Consider the following 20,896-nt stretch of genomic DNA (forward strand, 5'->3'; position numbering starts at 1 on the left):
CGCGCAACGCGTGGTGCCGTTGTTGCACCCGGTGGGTGATCCACGCGAAGGTGGCTGTCGCGACGGGGACGAGTGACGACCTGAGGGGCGACATGGGCAGTGATGGCTGGAGCAGGCGCCGGTTCGTCGGCGCGCTGGCCGGAGGTTCCGCCGCGGCGGCGCTCCCGGCCTGTGACAAGGCGCCCGCGCCCTCGGCCTCGACGACTCCGTCGGCCCCCGAGCCGAGCACGTCCGCGCAGGCCCGGCGACCTTCGGGACCACGCCCCCTCTACCTCGGCACCTACACCTCCGTGGAAGGCGGCGGGAAGGGCATCGGCCTCGCGACCTACGACGCGCGGACGGGCCGGATCACCGCCGCGGGCACCGTCACGGGCGTCGGCGACCCGTCGTATCTCGCGGTCCACCCGGACCGTCGCACGCTGTACGCGGTGGACGAGCGCGAGGACGGTGCCGTGACCGCCGTCCGGCTGTCCGACCGGAAGGTGCTGGGCAGCCGGAGCACCGGGGGCGCGGCTCCCTGCCATCTGTCGGTGCATCCGGGCGGGCGCTGGCTGTTCAGCGCGAACTACGGCTCGGGCAGTGTGGCCGTGCATCCGATCGACTCCTCGGGAGCCCTCGGCGAGCGCACCGACCTCGTACGGCACTCCACTCCGCCGCCCGGTCCGGGCCAGGACGGGCCGCACGCCCACCAGATCTTCACCAGCCCCGACGGGCGGCATGTGCTCGCCGTCGACCTCGGCACGGACACCGTGTACACGTACCGGCTCGACGAGAAGGCCGGAACGCTCAGCGAGGTGTCGCAGGCGAAGACCCGGCCGGGTGCCGGGCCGCGGCACCTCACGTTCCACCCCGGCGGCCGGTACGCCTACCTCGCCGACGAGGTCGACAACACGGTGGCGGTCTGCTCGTACGACCCGGCCTCGGGGCGCGTGCGCGTCGGCGAGCCGCAGTCCACGGGCACGGGTTCGGGCACGAGCTATCCGGCGCAGCTCCTGGTGACCGCGAACGGCCGGTTCGCCTATCTGGCCAACCGCGGCGCCAACAGCCTCACGCGCTACGCGGTCGAGGCGGACGGTGCCCGGCTCCGACTGCTGGACACCGTGCCGGTGGACGGGGACTTCCCCCGCCAGGTCGCCTTCTCGCCGGAGGGCACGCTGCTGTTCGCGGCGAACCAGAAGTCCTCCGCCGTCACCGTCTTCCACGTGGACGAGACGAACGGTGCGCTGCGGCGCGCCGGCGAACCGTTTCCCTCACCCGTCGCCGTCTGTGCGCTGCCGCTGTAGGGCCCGCGGGCAGGACGCCGCGCTCGCCTGTGTGAGCAGGACGTGCATGCGCTCGGTGAGCTGTGCGACGTCGTCGGCGGGCGCGTGGAACGCCAGGCGTACGTCGCCGTGGGCGCGGGCCCGCTCGATGCGCAGCGTCAGTCCGTGCCGGTCCACGGCGAGCGGCTGGACGCGGACCGCGCCGTGCAGGCTGTCGTGCTCCACGAGCCGGGTGAGCCGCTCGACCGCGTCGGCGTGGCAGTCGGCGAGGTGCGTCAGCAGCCGGGCCTCGGCCGTGGTGAGCGGGTCGGGCACGGCGGCGGCGAACTCGTCGAGGTCCACGACCACGGCGCCGGACGCCTGGCGCAGCACGACACGGGTGGGCCTGAAGGCCAGCTGCCCCTCCTCCACGCTGAACCAGCCCGCGAGCCACAGCCGGGCCCGGATCCGGCCGCGCACGGGGACGGGGGCCACATCGGCGAACTCCAGCACCGCGGACGGCTCGCCGCGGGGCGCGCAGATCGCCGCCGCCAGCAGGGCGCTGTCCTCCGGCACGGTCACGAGTACCCTGCCGTCCTCGGTCACCGTGTGCGCGCCGACCAGCTCCTCGCGCGTGCCCTCCGCGGTCACCGAGCAAGACCACGCGGCGGCGAGCACCGAGCGCGCCCGCTCCGCCGCGGCAGGGGCCGCCGTCCAGCTTTGGCTGTCGTCACCCATCCCGAACCTCCTTAGGTAAGCCTTGCCTAACCTACCGAAGATCCGGGTGTGAGCCAACCACGTCACGTGATCTTTACGAGGCCTTTCAGGGAGTGAGCACACCCAGCAGGGCGCGGGCGCACAGTTCGCGCACCTGCTCCCGGCCCAACTCCGCGTCGCGCAGCCACTCCAGACAGACGGCCGTGGTGAACGCCAGCCAGCCGCGCACGGCGAGCCGCACCTCCGGCCGCTCCTCGAAGGCCGGGCCGAACTCGGGGTCCGCCGCGAGGGCGGCGAGGATCTGCCGCTCCTGCGCGGCCAGGGCCCGCTGATAGACCCGCCGCACCGCCTGGTCCCCGGCCGCGTCCGCGCGGTGGAAGGCGCGATAGCCGTGCGCGTGGGCCTGTACGTACTCCAGGAACGTGTCGAGACCGGCCGCGAGTTGCTCACGCACGGGGATGCCCGGAACCGCCGCCGTCATGCGCAGCATCCGCTCGCTCTCGCGCTCCACGACCGCCGCGAAGAAGTCCCGCTTGGTCGGGAAGTAGTGGTACAGCAGCCCCCGCGACACCCCGGCGATCTCGGCGACCTGCTCGATCCACACGTCGTCGTACGGGCTCTCCGAGAACAGCCGGGCCCCGACCGACAGGAGCTGCTCCCGGCGCTCCTCGGTGCTGAGCCGGCGGCGGACGCGCCCGCTCTGGTTCGCGGCCATGCCGGCACTTTACTTGACGCCGGTTCAACAACGGGATCAGACTGAACCCGCGCTATTGAACCCACGTACAACACGTGCGAACCGGTCGCCGGATCAAGGGAGATCGCGTCATGACGGAGGCGCCGATACGGGCCGTAGGGCCCAAGGGGTTCCGGAGTGCCGAGCTGGGCTGGCCCGAGCTGGAGCGCATTCCGCATCCGCCGCGCCGGATCCCGCTGCTCGGTGACGTGGTGGGCGTGAACCGGCGCACTCCCCTGCAGGACTCCCTGCGGTACGCCCGGCAGCTCGGGCCGGTGTTCCGCCGCAAGGCCTTCGGCAAGGAGTTCGTGTTCGTGTGGGGCGCCCGGGAGGCGGCCGACTTCGCGGACGAGTCACGGTTCGCCAAGCACGTGGGGCTCGGCATCGCCAATCTGCGGCCCGTCGCCGGGGACGGCCTGTTCACGGCGTACAACCACGAGCCGAACTGGCAGTTGGCGCACGATGTGCTGGCCCCGGGGTTCAGCCGCGAGGCCATGGCCGGCTACCACCCGATGATGCTGGACGTCGCGCGGCGGCTGACGGAGCACTGGGACCGGGCTGCGGCGACGGGCCGCTCGGTGGACGTGCCTGGCGACATGACGAAGCTGACGCTGGAGACGATCGCCCGGACCGGCTTCGGGCACGACTTCGGGTCCTTCGAGCGCTCCCGGCCGCACCCCTTCGTGACCGCGATGATCGGCACGCTGACCTACGCGCAGCGGCTCAACACCGTGCCCTTCCCGCTGGCCCCGCTGCTGCTGCGGAGCGCGAGCCGCCGCAACGCGGCCGACATCGCCCACCTCAACCGCACGGTCGACGAGCTGGTCCGGGCCCGGCGCGCGACCGGCGGCGGCGACGGCGACCTGCTGGACAGGATGCTGGAGACGGCCCACCCGGAGACCGGGGAGCGGCTCGCGCCGGAGAACGTCCGCCGGCAGGTGATCACCTTCCTCGTCGCGGGCCACGAGACCACCTCCGGCGCGCTCTCCTTCGCCCTGCACTACCTCTCCCGGCACCCCGAGGCCGCGGCCCGGGCCCGCGCCGAGGTGGACCGGGTGTGGGGCGACACGGCGGAACCGGCCTACGAGCAGGTGGCCAGGCTGCGTTACCTGCGGCGGGTGCTGGACGAGTCGCTGCGGCTGTGGCCCACGGCGCCCGCCTTCGCCCGGGAGGCACGCGAGGACACCGTGCTGGCCGGGGAGCACCCCATGCGGCGCGGGGCGTGGGCGCTGGTGCTGACGCCGATGCTGCACCGGGACCCCGAGGTGTGGGGCACGGACGCCGAGCGGTTCGACCCGGACCGCTTCGACGCAGGGGCCGTGCGGTCCCGGGCCCCGCACACCTTCAAGCCGTTCGGGACCGGGGCGCGGGCGTGCATCGGGCGCCAGTTCGCGCTGCACGAGGCGACGTTGGTCCTCGGCCTGCTGCTGCGCCGCTACGAGCTGCGGCCCGACCCGGCCTACCGGCTGCGCGTCACGGAACGGCTGACGCTGATGCCGGAGGGTCTGCGGCTGCACCCGGAGCGCCGGACCCCGGTGCGGGAGGCGGCCTCAGACCTGCGCTGTCCAGTGCCCGGGCCGGGTGACTGACTCCGGCAGCAGGGTCCCGGCACTCCCCCGGGCCGCGTTCAGCTGCGGCTGGGTGAGGAAGAACGCCCCGGTCAGGTCGGCGTCGGTGAGGTCAGCGTCGCGCAGGTCGGCGCCGATCAGGTCCGCGCCCCTGAGGTCCGCTCCGGTGAGGTCGGCGGCGATGAGGTAGGCGCCGCGCAGGTTGGCCCCGCGCAGGTCGGCGCCCTTGAGGCGGGCCCCCATGAGGTCCGCGCCCCGGCGGTTCTTCTTCTTGGCGCCCTTGGTGCCGGCCCTGGCCAGCTCGCTCGTCCTCAGCAGCAGGACGTTGATCTCCTGACGGTGCGCCGCCACGTCCAGCTCGGCGAGTTCCTCGGGGGTCCCGTCGGTGAGCGCCTCGGTCTTCTCCAGGGCCGTGCGCAGATCCGCGTGGACCGGCCGGGCCGCGGGCAGGGCGAGCGCCTCGGTCAGGTACCACAGCAGCTCGTGCAGCTGCCGGACGACCGGGAACACGTCGAACATACGGCGGGCGTGGTCCGGAGGCCCGGACCTCCAGCCCTGCCCGCCGAAGGTGATCTGCGAGACCTGCTGCCCGGCGCCGAAGCAGTCATAGACGGTGCAGCCGGTGAACCCTTTCTGCCGCAGTCCGGCGTGGATCCCGCAGCGGTGGTCGTCCTGGAGGTTGCGGCAGGGCGTTCCGGCGTCCTTGTCGACCGCGAAGTCGGCCGATCGCGCGAAGGGCAGGGCGACACAGCACAGCCCGAAACACCGCTCGCAGTCACCGCGCAGTTCCGCTCGCGCGGCTTGAAGATCTCGCATGACGTTCAGCATACGAAACGATGAACGCCGGTCAGCCCGTGAGTCCGGGCACCTCCAGACGCTCCAGCCGCTCCGGGTCGGCCAGGATGTACATGCCGGTGATCCGGCCGTCGGCGATCGTGACCCCCATGACCGACAGCACCCGTCCCTCGGGCGCGTGGACGAGGCCGACCGAGCCGTTGACCAGCACCAGCCGCGCGGACGTCGCGTACCGGGCGAACATGAGCGCCTGCTCCGCCACCGTCTTCGCGCCCTGGACGGCCTTGGAAGCGGCCGCGCCCCGTACGAGGGCTCCCGAGTCGGCGCGCAGCACCACATCCGGGTGCAGCAGCGCGAGCAGCGCCTCGAAGTCGCCGCCGCGCGAGGCGGCCAGGAAGGCGTCGAGCACCTCCTTCTGCCGGCCGAGGTCCGGCTCGGCCGACGGGGTGGCGCCGCGTACCCGGCGCCGGGCGCGGCTCGCCAGTTGCCGGGTCGCCGCCGGGCTGCGCTCCACGACCGGGGCGATGTCGTCGAACGGCACGGCGAACATGTCGTGCAGCACGAACGCCAGCCGCTCGGCGGGCTCCAGGTTCTCCAGGACGACCAGCAGGGCCAGGCCGACCGAGTCGGCCTGCATGACCTCCTCCGCCGGGTCGAGGTGCGTGAGGGGCCTGAGCACCGGGTCCGGGACGAAGGCGTCGCCCATCGGCTCCTCGCGGCGTGCGGTGCGCGAGCGCAGCAGGTCGAGGCAGACGCGGCCGGTCACCGTGGTGAGCCAGCCGCCGAGGTTCTGGATGTCGTCCGGGTCGGTACGGCTCAGCCGCAGCCAGGCCTCCTGGACGGCGTCCTCCGCCTCGGTCAGCGAACCCAGCATGCGGTACGCGACCGCTCTGAGGTGCCCACGGTGCTCCTCGAACCGGTCGGCCAGTTCCACGCTGCCTGTCATGGTCTCCCCCGTCGTACGTCAGTCGTGCGTCAGTCGTGCGTCACGTCATCTGCTGAACAGTTCGAACGCCACCGCGGGCCTGCCCCCGAACCGCTCGCCCGTGGCCTCGGCGTGCTGGGTCAGGAAGCCGCGGACGTACGTCTCCGGGTCCTGGTCGGTCAGCACCTCGATATAGGTGCGGTGTTCGAGCAGCGAGGCCACCGCGCGCTCCAGGCCGGGCGTCGCGTCGACGGCGTGGGTGGGGGTGCTGGAACCGGCGACGGCGACCCAGCGCACTCCGTCCCACGGCTCCAGACCCTGCTCGACGAGTTCCGGGAAGATCCACCGGTTGCCCGCGTCGCCGGCCGCGTCGAGCGTGGCGCGGCCGACGGCGACATGGTCCGGGGTGTTCCAGGCGACGCCGCCCCAGGTGTCCCGGTGGTTGAGGGTGATGACCAGCTCGGGCCGGTGCCTGCGGATGGCGGCGGCGATGTCGCGGCGCAGGGCGGTGCCGTACTCGATGACGCCGTCCTTGTGGTCGAGGAACTCCACGGTCGAGACGCCGACCACCGCCGCGCTCGCCCGCTGCTCGCGCTCCCGCAGCGGGCCGCACTTCTGCGGCTCCAGCGTGTCGATGCCCGCCTCGCCCCGGGTCGCCAGCACATAGGCGACCTCGCGGCCCCCGTCGGTCCAGGCCGCGATCGCCGCCGAGCAGCCGTACTCGAGGTCGTCCGGGTGGGCCACGACCGCGAGGGCACGCCGCCAGTCGTCGGGCATGGGCTGGAGTTGAGTGGTCGTCATGTCCGCAGACTAGTCCGGGGACCCGTCTCAGGCCTCGTCACGCGCCATGGCCAGCAGCCGGTCGAGGACGCGGGGGCCGCCGGTGCGCACGCCGTCGTGCTCGAACTCGTCCGTGATCCAGGTGCGCAGACCGCGGATCGTGCGGGCGGTGCGCAGGGAGTGGTCCGTGTCGACGTACATGTCGTCGTGGTAGACGGCCGCGACGACCGGCACCCTGTTGGCGGCCAGGCGGGCCGGGTCGTACAGGGGTGTCCAGTCGGTGCGGGCGGCGAGCAGGTCGGCGGTCTCGCGCAGGGGGCGCAGGGCCGGGTCGCAGTCGAACATCCAGGGGTGGATCGACTCGCCGGTGAACAGCAGCGGCTCGTCACCCGCGAGTGCCTTGGCGGCGTCGAACTGCGGGAACTCGGCGCGGACCCGCTCGGCCGACCAGGCGGTGGGCCGGCCGTCCTGGCCGTAGATCGACTCGTGGACGAGGGCGTACAGCGGGTGGCGGGCGTAGGACAGCATGCCCTGCACCTGCTCCTGGAAGGTGTCGGACAGGGTGAAGCCCTGCGGGGTGCGGACGAAGGCGTCCTCCAGGAGGTAGTGGAGGCGGTGGGTGCCGTCGCCGGTGCCGAGGAGGATGCCGAGGGACTGGAACGCCTCGACGGTGAGCCGGTAGCCGTTCGGCAGGACCACGTCGTGGGTCAGCAGGTGGTCGGCGATCCGACGGGCGCGTTCGGCGTCCTGCGGGTAGCGGGCGTAGTGGGCGACGACCTTGCGCTCGATACGCGGGAAGGCGGCCCGGTAGACGTCGTCGGCGTGGGCGTCCAGGGCGGGCAGCCCGCCGGTGAGCACGGCGGTGGCCAGGCCCTCGGGGGCGAGGGACAGGTAGCTGGTGGCGCAGAAGCCGCCGAAGCTCTGGCCGAGGACGGTCCAGGGCGCGCCGCCCGTGACCAGCGGGCGGATGGCCTCGCAGTCGCGGACGATCGAGTCGGCGCGGAAGCGGGTGAGGTAGTCGGCCTGCTCGGCGGGGCCGCCGCGCAGCGGGAGCGTCTGCCGGTTGGCGGGCGTGGAGTGGCCGGTGCCGCGCTGGTCGAGGAGCAGGACGCGGAACTCCTTCAGCGCCCTGCCCAGCCAGCCGGGCCTGCCGACGGAGCGGTCCGCGCCGAAGCCGGGGCCGCCCTGCAGATACAGCAGCCAGGGCAGCTCCTGGTGGGCCTTGTCGCTCGCCACGACCTCGCGGGCGTACAGCTCGATCGTGTCGCCCTCGGGGCGGTCGTGGTCGAGGGGGACGGTGAAGCGGCGGTCGGTGAGGACGACTCCGGGCTGGCGGTAGCTGACGGTCAACAGGGCTCCCGGGACGGACGGACTTTCGGACCGCGTCCCAGTTCATCACAGGGAACGTCCGTGGGTGGGCCCTTCGGATCATGAAACCTTGCTGAACGGCCGTTCAGGCTCGGTGGGCTCGGTGGGCTCGGTGCGCTCTGTGGGCTCAGCGCGCGGACAGGCTGGAGCGGCGGACCACCAGCTCCGGCTGGAGGACGACCCGGCGGTGCTCGTGCGGCTTCACCGCGCCCTCCGCCTCCGTCTCCTCCAGAAGCAGATCGGCCGCCATGGCGCCCATGGTGACGGCGGGCTGCCGTACGGAGGTGAGCGGGACGGCAGCGGCGGCCGCGAACTCGATGTCGTCGTAGCCGACGATGGCGAGGTCGTCGGGGACGCCCACGCCCGCCGCGTACATGGCCTGCAGCACGCCGAGCGCGAGCAGGTCGTTGGCGCAGAACACGGCGGTCGGCCGGTCGGCGAGGCCGAGCAGCCGGGCCCCCGCGTCACGGCCCGCGGCGACGTCCAGCCGTTCGGTGGGCAGCTCGCGCAGCGCGTCGGGTCCGAGCCCGGCCTCGGCGAGCGCCTCCAGGGCGCCGGTGCGCCGGTCGCGGACCTGGTTGAGGCCGGGCGGGCCGCTGACATAGGCGATCGAGCGGTGCCCGGCGTCGACGAGATGGCGTACGGCCAGGGCGCCGCCCGCCACATCGTCGACGGAGACCGAGCACTCCGTGGTGCCCTCGGCCACCCGGTCGACCAGGACGAACGGGATGCCGTGCCGGCGGAACGTCTCGATGTTGCGGCCCGTGGCGTCGGCGGGGGTGAGCAGCACGCCGCGCACCCGCTGCTCGGCGAAGAGCGACAGATAGTCGGCCTCCTCGCCGGGGTTCTGGGCGCTGTTGCAGACCATCACGCCGAGTCCGGCCTGACGGGCGGCGCGCTCGGCGCCGCGGGCCACGTCGACGAAGAAGGGGTTGCCCATGTCGAGGACGAGCAGCCCCATGATGCGGCTGCGGCCCGCGCGCAGTTGCCGAGCGGACTCGCTGCGGACGTAGCCGAGCCGGTCTATCGCGGACTGCACGCGGGCCCGGGTCTCGGTCGCGACCGTGTCCGGGCGGTTGATCACGTTCGACACCGTGCCGACGGAGACTCCGGCGGCACGGGCGACGTCCTTGATACCCACCGACTGGGACATCGGGCAGGGACCTCCAGAAGGGGCGAAAGAGGGGGCGGCGGCCGGGGCGGCTTCACATTACCGGCATGCCGCCCCGGCGACCGGGTCCGGTCAGGCGGGCAGCCGGAAGTCGATGACGTGCAGCGCCGAGGGCGTCGTACCGCTGGATTTCTCCTGGTACATGAAGGACAGCACCCCGTCCTGCGCGACCCGTGTCTCGTCGATGACGACCTCGCCGAAGGCGTTGAGGCCGTTGCCGTCGAACAGGATCCTCCAGTCGGTGTACCCGGAGGCAGCCGAAGCCCCGGCGATCCGGCCGAAGGGGAAGACCGCGTACGCGTTGTCGTACTTGTCCAGGATCAGCTTGGTGCGCTGGCTGGAGTTCAGCGGGACCGGGATCTCGGTCTTCTGCCAGGTGCCCGAGGCGTTTCTGCGGACGTGGAAGGCGCGCCCGTTGGCGGTCCGATTCGCGACATAGTTCGTGGTGCACTGCCCGAAGCGGCCGGGGACGTAGGAGATGATCGCGTGCGGCCGTCCGGCGGAGTCGGTGAACTGGCTCTCCTGGTTCATCAGGGAGTGGTCCGCGTTGAGCGGGTCGACGACCAGGCCGGTGTCGTTCACGGACACCTTGTCGGAGCCGCCGGTGGTGCCGACGACGGTGCCGGCGTTGTTGCGCCAGGTGCGGCCCCGGTCGTCGGAGTAGACGTAGCCGGTGTCGTGGTTGCTGATGCCGCCGCCGTTGCACATCACCGCGCCGTTCTGCTCACGCCAGGTGAAGAAGGAGTGCAGCCGCCCGTTCCGGTCGTAGTCGATGCCGTGCAGGTACATGTTCCGGGCGGTCGAGGAGCCGTGCTCGCTGGAGTACGTACCCGTGGAGCTGGACCATTCGCCGAGGTTGGTCCACTGGGTGCCGTCGTACTCGGCGAGCGCGTTGCGGCCGTTGCCGGAGACGGCGACGCGGTAGCTCAGCTGGAGCTTGCCGTCGGGTGTGGAGACGAACTGCGGGTAGGTGAACTGCGAGGTCAGCGCCAGGCCGTCGAGAGTGGACTGCGGCGCCCCGAAACGGGCGGCGGTCCAGCTCAGCCCGCCGGGGTTGTCCATGAGCCCGGCGACGGACTTGACGTAGGTGAAGCCGTCGCTGTGGGAGTCCATGTTGAGGTGCAGCCGGCCGTCGACCTTGGAGACGCCCATGGAGATGACGTTGTGGGAGTCGTTGTACCGCAGGGTGTGCCCGACCTTCACGGTGGACCAGGTGCTCGACCCGAGGGCGCGGCGGCCGACGACGGCGTTGCGGTCGGCGGTGTACCAGACGGCGTACTGGTAGCCCTTGTAGGTCAGCAGGCCGTTCTTCTGGAACGCGTTGTTGTTGACCAGCCCGTCGTACGACACGAAGAAGACGGCCTGGCCGTCGAGCGTGGTGGTGCCGGTCCGGGTCACGGAGGGGCCGGGGTCAGCGGCCCGGGCGGTGCCGGAGGCGAGGGCGGGGGTCACCACGGCTCCGGCGAGGGCGGCGGCCAGCAGCGTACGTCTGTGCATCTCATGGACTCCATCGTCATACGAGGTGGAACACTTCCGTCAGCGGTTTCATGGCCTCGTCGGGCCGGGCGCCGTCCAGCGACTCGAAGAACGGCGCCATCTCCGCCTGCCAGCGGGCGTTGACGTCGGTGGCTTCCATTCCGGCCAGGGCGGCTGCGAAGTCCTCGGTCTCCAGGTAGCCGACGAGCAGCCCGTCCTCGCGCAGGAACAGCGAGTAGTTGTGCCAGCCGGTGTCGCTGAGCGCCTGGCGCATCTCGGGCCACACGGTGGCGTGCCGCTCGCGGTACTCGTCGAGGCGGTCCGCCCTGACCTTCAGCAGGAAGCACACGCGCTGCATCAACAGATCTCCAGGGACTAGAAGTTGAACTGGTCGATGTTCTCGGCGTCGAAGACGGTCGGCTTGCCGAGGCTGATCACGCCGTCCTTGCCGATGGTGTACTCGCCCATGGAACCGGCCTTGAAGGTCTCGCCCTCCTTGCCGGTGATCTGCCCGGAGGACAGGGCGACAGCGGTACGGGCGGCCAGCTCGCCGAGCTTGGCCGGGTCCCACAGCTCGAACGCCTCGACGGTGCCGTTCTTGACGTACTTGCGCATGTCGTTGGGGGTGCCGAGGCCGGTCAGCTTGACCTTGCCCTTGTACTTGGAGCCCGACAGGTACTGGGCGGCGGCCTTGATGCCGACGGTGGTCGGGGAGATGATCCCCTTCAGGTTCGGGTACTCCTGGAGCAGGCCCTGGGTCTGCTGGAAGGACTGCTGGGCGTCGTCGTTGCCGTACGCGGTCTTCACCAGCTTCATGTTCTTGTACTCGGGCTTCTTCAGCTCGTCCTTCATGAAGTCGATCCAGGTGTTCTGGTTCGTCGCCGTCTGCGCGGCGGACAGGATCGCGATCTCGCCCTTGTAGTCGAGCTGCTTGGCGAGCAGCTGCACCTCGGTACGGCCCAGGTCCTCGGCGGAGGCCTGCGACACGAAGGCGTTGCGGCAGCCGGCCGTGGTGTCGGAGTCGTAGGTGACGACCTTGATGCCGTTCTTCATGGCCTGCTTGAGCGCGGTGCACAGCGCGCCCGGGTCCTGCGCGGAGACGGCCATCGCGTCGACCTGCTGCTGGGTGAGCGTGTTGACGTAGCTGACCTGCCCGGCGGTGTCGGTGGCGCTGGACGGCCCGACCTCCTTGTAGCTGGAGCCGAGCTCCTTCAGCGCCTTCTCGCCGCCCTTGTCGGCGGAGGTGAAGTACGGGTTGTTGACCTGCTTGGGCAGGAACCCGACGGTGAGCCCCTTCTTGGTGGCCGCGTTCGGATCGGCCTTACCGGCGGTGGCGGCGGACGCCCCTTCGTCCGCCACGTCCTTCTTGGTGGTCCCACCGCAGGCGGTGAGGGCCAGGGCGAGAGAGGTGGCGGTGGCGAGGGCCGCACAGCATCGGCGGAGGGTTGTCTTACGCATGACGGTTTCCTTTGGACGAGGTTGAGGGAAGCGCCCTTCTCTTAGGGGCGCGGGGAACTGCGCGACCAGCCACAGCGGACGGTCAGCCGGACGACGATTGAGCACGCAAAACGGCGATCTGCCGAGCCACCCGAGGCCCAAGAACAGAAAGCACAAGCAACACACCGGTCACGACGATCTGCGACTGGGCGGACACATCCTGAAGGCTCATCACGTTCTGCAGAGCCCCGAGCAGAAACACCCCGGCGATCGCACCCCCCAACGTGCCCTTGCCCCCGTCGAAGTCGATCCCCCCGAGCAACACCGCCGCCACCACCGACAGTTCGAGCCCCGTCGCGTTGTCATAGCGCGCACTCGCGTAGTGCAGCGCCCAGAAGACGCCGGTCAGCGAGGCCATCACCCCGGTCAGCGTGAACAGGAGCAGCTTCTGCCGCTTGACGCGGACACCGGCGAACCGCGCCGCCTCCTCATTCGCCCCGATCGCGAACAGCGACCGCCCGAACGGCGTGGCGTGCAGCGCGACCACGGCGATGGCGAGCAGGACCAGGAACGGCAGGAAGGCGTACGGGATGAACGTGTCGCCGAGACGCCCGGCCGCGAAGTCCAGGTACTGCGTGGGGAAGTCGGTCACCGCGTCGGACCCGAGCACGATCTGCGCGATACCCCGGTAGGCGGCAAGGGTTCCGATGGTGACGGCGAGGGACGGCAGCCCGAGCCTGGTCACCAGCAGCCCGTTGACCAGCCCGCACACCACACCCAGCAGCAGGCAGATCGGGATGATCGTCTCGATGGCCATGCCCTGGTTCCACAGGGCGCCCATCACCGCTCCCGACAGGCCGGCCGTGGAGGCGACCGACAGATCGATCTCCCCGGACACCACCAGCAGCGTCATCGGCAGGGCGATCAGCGCGATCGGCAGCGTGTTGCCGATGAGGAACGACAGGTTGAGCGCGTTGCCGAACCCGTCGACGAATCCGAAGGAGAACAGCAGCACCACGAGGAGCAGGGCGCCGACCACCGTGTCCCAGCGGACCGCTCGGCTCAGGGAGATGTCAGCCATGGCGGGCGTTCCTCTTCTTCAGGGCGGAGGCCACGCGCAGCGCGACGACCCGGTCGACGGCGATGGCGAGGATGAGCAGGATGCCATTGATGGCGAGCACCCAGACCGAGCTGACACCGAGGGCGGGCAGCACACTGTTGATGGAGGTCAGCAGCAGCGCGCCGAGGGCCGCGCCGTAGACGCTGCCGGAGCCGCCGGTGAAGACGACGCCGCCGACCACGACCGCGCTGACGACGGTCAGTTCGTAGCCGCTGCCGGTGCCGGAGTCGACGTTGCCGAACCGGGCGAGGTACATCGCGCCGGCGAGTCCGGCGAGGGCGCCGCAGAAGGTGTACGCGGCGAGGATCCGCTTGCGGACGGGGATGCCGGCGAGGCGCGCGGCCTCCGGGTTGGAGCCGAGGGCGTAGAGCTCGCGGCCGCTGCCGTAGTGCTTGAGGTAGTACGCCGTCGCCACCAGCACCGCCAGGGCGATCAGTGCCAGGTACGGCACCGCCCAGATGCCGCCGGAGCCGAAGTCGACGAACCCGCCGGGCAGATCGGCCGCGGTGATCTGGCGGGAGCCGACCCAGATGGAGTCGATGCCGCGGATGATGTAGAGCGTGCCGAGGGTGACGACGAGCGCGGGCACCTGGCCCAGGCTGACGAGCAGGCCGTTGAGCAGGCCGAAGCCGATGCCGAGCAGGACGGCCAGCGCGATCGCCACGACCGGGTTGCCGCCGCCCTGGAGATACGTTCCGGCGGCGAAGGCGCTGATGCCGAGCGTGGATCCGACGGACAGGTCGACGTTCCGCGTGATGACCACCAGGGACTGGCCCGTGGCGACCAGCACGAGGATCGTCGCGTTCAGCAGCAGGTCCTTGATGCCCTGTTCGGACAGGAACTCGCTGTTTCCGGCCTGGGTGACGGCGATCATCGCCAGGAAGACGACCAGGATGGCGAGTTCGCGCATCTTGAAGACCCGGTCGACCAGCCGTGTGCCGCTGGACTTGGGCACGTCGGCCACGGGGGCCTCTCGGGGAGTGACGACCGTCATGCGGCGGCCCTCCCGGTGGCTGCGGCCATCACGGTTTCCTCGGTGGCGTCGGAGCGCGGGATCTCGGCGGTGAGGCGGCCCTCGTGCATCACCAGCACGCGGTCGGCCATGCCGAGGATCTCGGGCAGGTCGGAGGAGATCATCAGGACGGCCACGCCGTCGGCGGCCAGTTGGGACAGCAGCCGGTGCACCTCGGCCTTGGTGCCGACGTCGATGCCCCGGGTCGGTTCGTCGACGATCAGCACCTTGGGGCCGGTGGCCAGCCACTTGGCGAGCACGACCTTCTGCTGGTTGCCGCCGGAGAGGGTGTTGACGGTGTCGGCGATCCGGGCGAACTTCACCTGGAGCTTGACGGCCCAGTCGAGGGAGCGGCTGCGCTCGGCGCCCCGGTCCATCAGCCCTGCCTTGACGGTCGTACGGAGCCCGGTGAGGCCGATGTTGCGCTCGATGGACATGTCCATCACCAGGCCCTGGGCGCGCCGGTCCTCGGGGACCAGGGCGAGTCCGGCGGACATCGCGGTGGAGGGGGCGCCGTTGACGAGGGCCTTGCCCTGGACGGAGACCTCGCCGGCGTCCCAGCGGTCGATGCCGAACACGGCCCGGGCGACCTCGGTGCGGCCCGCGCCGACGAGCCCGGCGAGGCCGACGATCTCGCCGTGCCGCACCTCGAAGGAGACGTCGGTGAAGACGCCCTCGCGGGTCAGGCGGCGCACGCTCAGGGCGACTTCGCCCGGTGTCACGTCCTGCTTGGGGTACAGCTCGTCGAGGTCGCGGCCGACCATGCGGCGCACGAGGTCGTCCTCGGTCATGCCGTCCAGGGGCTCGCTGGCGATCCGGGCGCCGTCGCGCAGGGTGGTGACCGTCCGGCAGATCTCGAAGATCTCCTCCAGCCGGTGGGAGATGAACAGCACGGCGGCGCCCTGGTCGCGCAGGGTGCGTACGACGCCGAAGAGGCGGGCGACCTCGTTGCCGGTGAGGGCGGCGGTCGGCTCGTCCATGATCAGGACGCGGGCGTCGAAGGAGAGGGCCTTGGCGATCTCGACGATCTGCTGGTCGGCGATGGACAGGCCGCGGGCGGGCCGGTCGGGGTCGAGTTCGACGCCGAGGCGCTCCATGAGGGCGGCGGTCGCGTTGTGCGTGGCCTGGTGGTCGATCCGGCCGAGGGCGCGCTTGGGCCTGCGGCCCATGTAGATGTTCTCGGCGATCGACAGGTCGGGGAAGAGCGTGGGCTCCTGGTAGATCACGGCGATCCCGGCGTCGCAGGCGTCGCCGGGGCCGTTGAAGACGACGGGCGCACCGTCGAGCAGCACCTGGCCGGCGTCCGGCCGGTGCACTCCGGCGAGCGCCTTGATGAGGGTGGACTTGCCGGCACCGTTCTCGCCGGCCAGGGCGTGCACCTCCCCGGGGAACAGCTCCAGGGAGACGTCCCGCAGCGCGCGGACCGCGCCGAAGGACTTGGACACGTCCCTCAGTGCCAGAACCGGGGCCGGACCCGTGGTGGACGGGTGGGTCATGAGGGCTCCTCGACGACGCCGGCGGGAGGCCCTCCCGGCGTCGTGAAAGGTTTCAACTGGATTGCCGGGACGTTAGGCGGGCCGCGCATGTCACGTCAATGGGTACCGGTCGAAAATATTTCGAGCCCGATTCGAGGAGTGAAGGTCACGCGCCGGTCACGGGTAACCGTGTGAGCCGGAGGGGTTGACACCCCTTCGGGGGGCCCATAGCTTCGCGTCCTGAATCGTTTCATTCAGTGGTCGTTACGACCCGATGCCACAGGAGCCCTGACGTGACCGAGCTCGCCGCGGCGAAGACCGCGCTCAAGACCCAGGCCGTCGAGACGCCGTCGTGGGCGTACGGGAACTCGGGCACCCGGTTCAAGGTGTTCGCGCAGGCGGGTGTGCCACGTGATCCGTACGAGAAGCTGGACGACGCGGCGAAGGTGCACGAGTTCACGGGGGTCGCCCCGACGGTGGCGCTGCACATTCCGTGGGACAAGGTCGACGACTACGCGGCGCTGGCGAAGCACGCGGAGCGGCGTGGTGTGCGGCTCGGCGCGATCAACTCCAACACCTTCCAGGACGACGACTACAAGCTCGGGAGCATCTGTCATCCGGACGCGGCGGTGCGGCGCAAGGCCGTGGACCATCTGCTGGAGTGCGTCGACATCATGGACGCGACGGGGTCGACGGATCTGAAGCTGTGGTTCGCCGACGGAACGAACTATCCCGGGCAGGACGACATCCGTGGGCGGCAGGACCGGCTGGCCGAGGGGCTCGCGGAGGTCTACGAGCGGCTGGGCGAGGGGCAGCGGATGCTGCTGGAGTACAAGTTCTTCGAGCCGGCCTTCTATACGACGGATGTTCCGGACTGGGGCACCGCCTATGCGCACTGTCTGAAGCTCGGGCCTCAGGCGCAGGTCGTGGTCGACACGGGGCATCACGCGCCGGGGACCAATATCGAGTTCATCGTGGCGACGCTGTTGCGTGAGGGGAAGCTCGGGGGGTTCGATTTCAATTCGCGGTTCTACGCGGATGACGACCTGATGGTGGGGGCGGCGGATCCGTTCCAGTTGTTCCGGATCATGTATGAGGTGATTCGGGGTGGGGGGTTCACGCCTGACGTGGCGTTCATGCTCGATCAGTGTCACAACATCGAGGCGAAGATTCCGGCGATCATTCGGTCGGTGATGAATGTGCAGGAGGCTACGGCGAAGGCGTTGCTGGTTGATGAGGGTGCGCTGCGCGCGGCTCAGGGGGTGGGGGATGTTCTTGAGGCGAATGCCGTGGTGATGGATGCGTACAACACGGATGTGCGGCCGTTGCTGCGGGAGGTGCGGGAGGAGATGGGGTTGGACCCCGACCCTGTTGCGGCGTATCGGCGGTCTGGGTGGGCGGAGAAAATCGTTGCTGAGCGGGTTGGTGGGGAGCAAGCCGGTTGGGGGGCGTGAGCGTCTGCCGGGTTCTGTTTGATTCGGGGTGCGGGTGCGTTGTGGTTGTTCGCGCAGTTCCCCGCGCCCCTGAGGGAAGCCTCCACTCTCCGTTGAAAGGAAATGGCATTCATGGCACTCCATTCTGAGGCCGCTGATCTGCTCGCTCGGTCGCATCGGCTCGGGGGCGATCCCCGTAACACCAATTACGCGGGAGGCAATGCCTCCGCCAAGGGCACCGAGACCGATCCCGTCACCGGGGGTGATGTGGAGTTGATGTGGGTCAAGGGATCCGGTGGGGATCTGGGGACGTTGACCGAGGGTGGGCTGGCCGTGTTGCGGCTGGATCGGATGCGGGCGCTGGTCGATGTGTATCCGGGGGTGGAGCGCGAGGACGAGATGGTGGCCGCGTTCGACTACTGCCTGCACGGGAAGGGTGGGGCGGCTCCTTCGATCGACACCGCCATGCACGGGCTGGTCGGGGCCGCGCATGTCGATCATCTGCATCCTGATTCGGGGATCGCGCTCGCCTGTGCGGCCGACGGGGAGAAGCTGACCGCCGAGTGTTTCGGGGACCGTGTGGTGTGGGTGCCGTGGCGGCGGCCCGGGTTTCAGCTGGGGCTGGACATCGCGGCGGTGAAGGAGGCCAATCCGGGGGCCATCGGGTGTGTGCTCGGCGGGCACGGGATCACGGCCTGGGGTGACACCTCCGAGGAGTGCGAGCGGAACTCACTGCACATCATCCGGACCGCCGAGGCGTTCCTCGCCGAGCGGGGGAAGGCCGAGCCCTTCGGGCCGGTGATCGAGGGGTATGCCGCGGTGAGCGCCGGAGAGCGCCGGGAGCGGGCCGCCGCGCTCGCGCCGTACGTCCGCGCCCTCGCGTCCCAGGACCGGCCGCAGGTCGGGCACTTCGACGACTCCGAGGTCGTCCTCGACTTCCTGGCGAGCGCGGAGCATCCGCGGCTGGCCGCGCTGGGCACCTCCTGCCCCGACCACTTCCTGCGGACCAAGGTCCGGCCGCTCGTCCTCGATCTGCCTCCGTCCTCGACACTCGACGAGGCCGTCGACCGGCTCAAGGAGCTGCACGCCGCGTACCGCGAGGAGTACGCCGCCTACTACCAGCGGCACGCCCTGCCCGACTCCCCCGCGATGCGCGGCGCCGACCCGGCGATCGTGCTGGTCCCGGGGGTGGGGATGTTCTCGTTCGGCAAGGACAAGCAGACCGCGCGGGTGGCCGGGGAGTTCTACGTCAACGCCATCAATGTGATGCGGGGCGCCGAGGCCGTCTCGACGTATGCGCCGATCGAGGAGTCGGAGAAGTTCCGTATCGAGTACTGGGCGCTGGAGGAGGCCAAGCTTCAGCGGATGCCGAAGCCCAAGGCACTGGCCACGCGGGTCGCGCTCGTCACCGGGGCGGGCAGCGGGATCGGGAAGGCCATCGCGCGGCGGCTCGTGGCCGAGGGCGCGTGTGTGGTCGTCGCGGATCTCAACGGGGAGAACGCCCAGGCCGTCGCCGAGGAGCTGGGCGGGTCGGACAAGGCCGTGGCGGTGACGGTGGACGTGACGTCCGAGGAGCAGATCGCCGAGGCGTTCCGGGCGGCCGTGCTGGCCTTCGGCGGAGTCGACCTCGTCGTCAACAACGCGGGGATCTCGATCTCCAAGCCGCTGCTGGAGACCTCGGCCAAGGACTGGGATCTGCAGCACGACATCATGGCGCGCGGGTCGTTCCTGGTGTCGCGGGAAGCGGCGCGGGTGATGATCGCGCAGGGGCTCGGGGGCGACATCGTCTACATCGCGTCGAAGAACGCCGTGTTCGCCGGGCCCAACAACATCGCCTACTCGGCCACCAAAGCCGACCAGGCCCACCAGGTGCGGCTGCTCGCCGCCGAGCTGGGCGAGCACGGGGTCCGGGTCAACGGGATCAACCCGGACGGTGTCGTGCGCGGGTCGGGGATCTTCGCCGGCGGGTGGGGGGCGAAGCGGGCCGCCGTGTACGGGGTGGAGGAGGAGAAGCTGGGCGAGTTCTACGCGCAGCGGACCATCCTCAAGCGTGAGGTGCTGCCCGAGCATGTGGCGGGCGCCGTCTTCGCCCTGACCGGCGGGGACCTGACCCACACCACCGGACTGCACATCCCGGTCGACGCCGGCGTCGCGGCCGCTTTCCTGCGATGAGCGCGGTTGTGAAGTCGTACGCCGCGGTCGACCTCGGCGCGTCCAGCGGGCGCGTCATGGTCGGCCGCGTCGGCCCGGACTCGCTGGAGCTCAGCGAGGCCCACCGCTTCCCCAACCGGCCGGTGCGGGTGCCGGAGGGGCTGCGCTGGGATGTACTCGGGCTCTACGCGGGGGTGCTGGACGGACTGCGGGCGGCCGGGCCGGTCGACTCCGTCGGCATCGACAGCTGGGCCGTGGACTACGGGCTGCTGGACGCCGACGGGGCGCTGCTCGGCAACCCCGTGCACTACCGCGACCGCCGTACCGAGGGCGTCGCGGAGAAGGTGTGGGCGACCCTGCCCGCCGAGGAGCTGTACACGGCGACGGGGCTTCAGTACGCGCCCTTCAACACCCTGTACCAGCTGACCGCCGCCCGCTCCACGGCCCAACTCGACCGGGCCCGGCGGCTGTTGCTGATGCCGGATCTGCTGACGTACTGGCTCACCGGTGAGCAGGGCACGGAGCTGACCAACGCCTCGACGACCCAGTTGATCGATCCGCGCACCCGGGACTGGGCGTACGGGGTCGCGGAGCGGCTGGGCATCGATCTCGGGCTGTTCGCGCCGCTGCGGCGGCCCGGGGATCCGGCGGGGGTGCTGCGGCCGGAGGTGCTGGAGGAGACGGGGCTGACCGGGCCCGTGCCGGTGACGGCCGTCGGGTCGCACGACACCGCGTCGGCGGTGGCCGCCGTACCGGCTTCGGGCGAGCGGTTCGCGTACATCTGCACCGGCACCTGGTCCCTGGCCGGTCTGGAGCTGGACGCGCCGGTGCTGACCGAGGAGAGCCGGGCGGCCAACTTCACCAACGAACTGGGGCTGGACGGCACGGTTCGCTATCTGCGCAACATCATGGGGCTCTGGCTGCTCCAGGAGTGTGTGCGGGCCTGGGGCGAGACGGATCTGGGCGCGCTGTTGCTGGAGGCGTCCAAGGTGCCGGCGCTCCGGTCCGTGGTCGACGCCGGTGACTCGGCGTTTCTCGCGCCGGGGCGGATGCCCGAGCGGATCGCCGAGGCGTGCCGGGCCTCAGGGCAGCCCGTACCCGGGTCACCGGCCGAGGTGACACGGTGCATCCTCGACTCCCTCGCCCTCGCCCATCGGAAGGCGGTCCAGGACGCGCAGCGGCTCGCCGGGCACACGGTCGACGTGGTGCATGTGGTGGGCGGTGGCACGCGCAACGCCCTGCTGTGCCAGCTCACCGCCGACGCCTGCGGGCTGCCGGTGGTCGCCGGGCCGACGGAGGCAGCCGCCCTGGGAAACGTGCTGGTGCAGGCCCGGGCGCACGGGCTGGTCGGTGACCTGGCGGGGATGCGGCGGCTGCTCGTGCGGACGCAGCCGCTCACGCGGTACGAGCCGCGCGGCGGGACCGAGCGGTGGCGCGCCGCGCAGAACCGGCTCGCCGGGGACTGACGGGGTCTCCCCCGGATCTTGTCCGCGC

At 71.0% G+C, this 20,896-nt stretch carries 18 protein-coding genes; 5 read left to right on the forward strand and 13 right to left on the reverse strand.

The window, feature by feature from the left end; all coding sequences use genetic code 11:
- Positions 1-92: 92 nt before the first annotated feature.
- Positions 93-1,283, forward strand: a complete 1,191-nt coding sequence (locus NNW99_RS02075; RefSeq protein ID WP_215116862.1) for a lactonase family protein — start codon at positions 93-95, stop codon at positions 1,281-1,283.
- Here NNW99_RS02075 and NNW99_RS02080 read toward each other — a convergent pair.
- Together NNW99_RS02080 and NNW99_RS02085 are read right to left on the reverse strand one after the other, a co-directional pair.
- Positions 1,251-1,979 carry a DUF2470 domain-containing protein gene (locus tag NNW99_RS02080; protein WP_215116863.1) on the reverse strand — a complete coding sequence of 243 codons (729 nt, stop codon included), beginning with the start codon at positions 1,977-1,979 and terminating at the stop codon, positions 1,251-1,253. The two genes, NNW99_RS02075 and NNW99_RS02080, sit on opposite strands and share 33 nt — an antisense overlap.
- 85 nt (positions 1,980-2,064) lie before the next feature.
- Positions 2,065-2,673, reverse strand: coding sequence for a TetR/AcrR family transcriptional regulator (locus NNW99_RS02085; RefSeq protein WP_215116864.1), 609 nt, complete (start codon positions 2,671-2,673; stop codon positions 2,065-2,067).
- A 110-nt stretch (positions 2,674-2,783) separates the two neighbouring features.
- On the opposite strand from NNW99_RS02085, the gene NNW99_RS02090 reads away from it, so the two are divergent.
- Positions 2,784-4,280, forward strand: a complete 1,497-nt coding sequence (locus tag NNW99_RS02090; RefSeq protein ID WP_215116865.1) for a cytochrome P450 — start codon at positions 2,784-2,786, stop codon at positions 4,278-4,280.
- Here the strand turns inward: NNW99_RS02090 and NNW99_RS02095 are convergent.
- The 11 genes from NNW99_RS02095 to NNW99_RS02145 form a co-directional block, all read right to left on the reverse strand.
- Complete coding sequence (locus NNW99_RS02095; protein ID WP_215116866.1) at positions 4,242-5,087, reverse strand: pentapeptide repeat-containing protein; 846 nt, start codon at positions 5,085-5,087, stop codon at positions 4,242-4,244. The genes NNW99_RS02090 and NNW99_RS02095 overlap by 39 nt on opposite strands.
- Positions 5,088-5,106: 19 nt before the next feature.
- Positions 5,107-6,000 carry an RNA polymerase sigma factor SigJ gene (gene sigJ, locus NNW99_RS02100; RefSeq protein WP_215116867.1) on the reverse strand — a complete coding sequence of 298 codons (894 nt, stop codon included), beginning with the start codon at positions 5,998-6,000 and terminating at the stop codon, positions 5,107-5,109.
- Between the two features lie 45 nt (positions 6,001-6,045).
- Positions 6,046-6,780 (reverse strand): PIG-L deacetylase family protein, encoded by a 735-nt coding sequence (locus NNW99_RS02105; protein ID WP_215116868.1) that lies wholly within the window; start codon positions 6,778-6,780, stop codon positions 6,046-6,048.
- Between the two features lie 27 nt (positions 6,781-6,807).
- A complete protein-coding gene (locus NNW99_RS02110) occupies positions 6,808-8,109 on the reverse strand; it encodes an alpha/beta fold hydrolase (RefSeq protein WP_215116869.1) in 1,302 nt (433 codons plus the stop codon).
- A gap of 145 nt (positions 8,110-8,254) precedes the next feature.
- The gene (locus NNW99_RS02115; protein ID WP_215116870.1) at positions 8,255-9,280 is read right to left on the reverse strand and encodes a LacI family DNA-binding transcriptional regulator; all 1,026 of its coding nucleotides are present in this window, start codon (positions 9,278-9,280) and stop codon (positions 8,255-8,257) included.
- A 90-nt stretch (positions 9,281-9,370) separates the two neighbouring features.
- Positions 9,371-10,795, reverse strand: coding sequence for a BNR repeat-containing protein (locus NNW99_RS02120; protein ID WP_215116871.1), 1,425 nt, complete (start codon positions 10,793-10,795; stop codon positions 9,371-9,373).
- A gap of 16 nt (positions 10,796-10,811) precedes the next feature.
- Complete coding sequence (locus tag NNW99_RS02125; RefSeq protein WP_215116872.1) at positions 10,812-11,132, reverse strand: L-rhamnose mutarotase; 321 nt, start codon at positions 11,130-11,132, stop codon at positions 10,812-10,814.
- A gap of 17 nt (positions 11,133-11,149) precedes the next feature.
- Positions 11,150-12,232: a rhamnose ABC transporter substrate-binding protein gene (rhaS, locus tag NNW99_RS02130; RefSeq protein ID WP_215116873.1), complete on the reverse strand. Its 1,083-nt coding sequence runs from the start codon at positions 12,230-12,232 to the stop codon at positions 11,150-11,152.
- 82 nt (positions 12,233-12,314) lie between these two features.
- Positions 12,315-13,292 (reverse strand): ABC transporter permease, encoded by a 978-nt coding sequence (locus NNW99_RS02135; protein ID WP_215116874.1) that lies wholly within the window; start codon positions 13,290-13,292, stop codon positions 12,315-12,317.
- A complete protein-coding gene (locus NNW99_RS02140) occupies positions 13,285-14,325 on the reverse strand; it encodes an ABC transporter permease (RefSeq protein ID WP_215116875.1) in 1,041 nt (346 codons plus the stop codon). Before NNW99_RS02140 ends, NNW99_RS02135 begins: the two co-directional genes overlap by 8 nt.
- Complete coding sequence (locus NNW99_RS02145; protein WP_215116876.1) at positions 14,322-15,839, reverse strand: sugar ABC transporter ATP-binding protein; 1,518 nt, start codon at positions 15,837-15,839, stop codon at positions 14,322-14,324. The genes NNW99_RS02140 and NNW99_RS02145 overlap by 4 nt, the downstream gene beginning before the upstream one ends.
- Positions 15,840-16,111: 272 nt before the next feature.
- On the opposite strand from NNW99_RS02145, the gene rhaI reads away from it, so the two are divergent.
- The 3 genes from rhaI (at position 16,112) to NNW99_RS02160 (ending at position 20,868) form a co-directional block, all read left to right on the forward strand.
- Entirely contained in the window at positions 16,112-17,272 is a 1,161-nt protein-coding gene (gene rhaI, locus NNW99_RS02150) for an L-rhamnose isomerase (RefSeq protein WP_215116877.1), read from the forward strand.
- 111 nt (positions 17,273-17,383) lie between these two features.
- Positions 17,384-19,423 carry a bifunctional aldolase/short-chain dehydrogenase gene (locus NNW99_RS02155; protein ID WP_215116878.1) on the forward strand — a complete coding sequence of 680 codons (2,040 nt, stop codon included), beginning with the start codon at positions 17,384-17,386 and terminating at the stop codon, positions 19,421-19,423.
- Positions 19,420-20,868 (forward strand): rhamnulokinase family protein, encoded by a 1,449-nt coding sequence (locus NNW99_RS02160; RefSeq protein WP_215116879.1) that lies wholly within the window; start codon positions 19,420-19,422, stop codon positions 20,866-20,868. The genes NNW99_RS02155 and NNW99_RS02160 overlap by 4 nt, the downstream gene beginning before the upstream one ends.
- Positions 20,869-20,896 lie beyond the last annotated feature (28 nt).

The sequence above is a fragment of the Streptomyces sp. CRCS-T-1 genome (assembly GCF_024442335.1).
In the GTDB taxonomy this organism is placed as follows: Bacteria; Actinomycetota; Actinomycetes; order Streptomycetales; family Streptomycetaceae; genus Streptomyces; species Streptomyces koelreuteriae.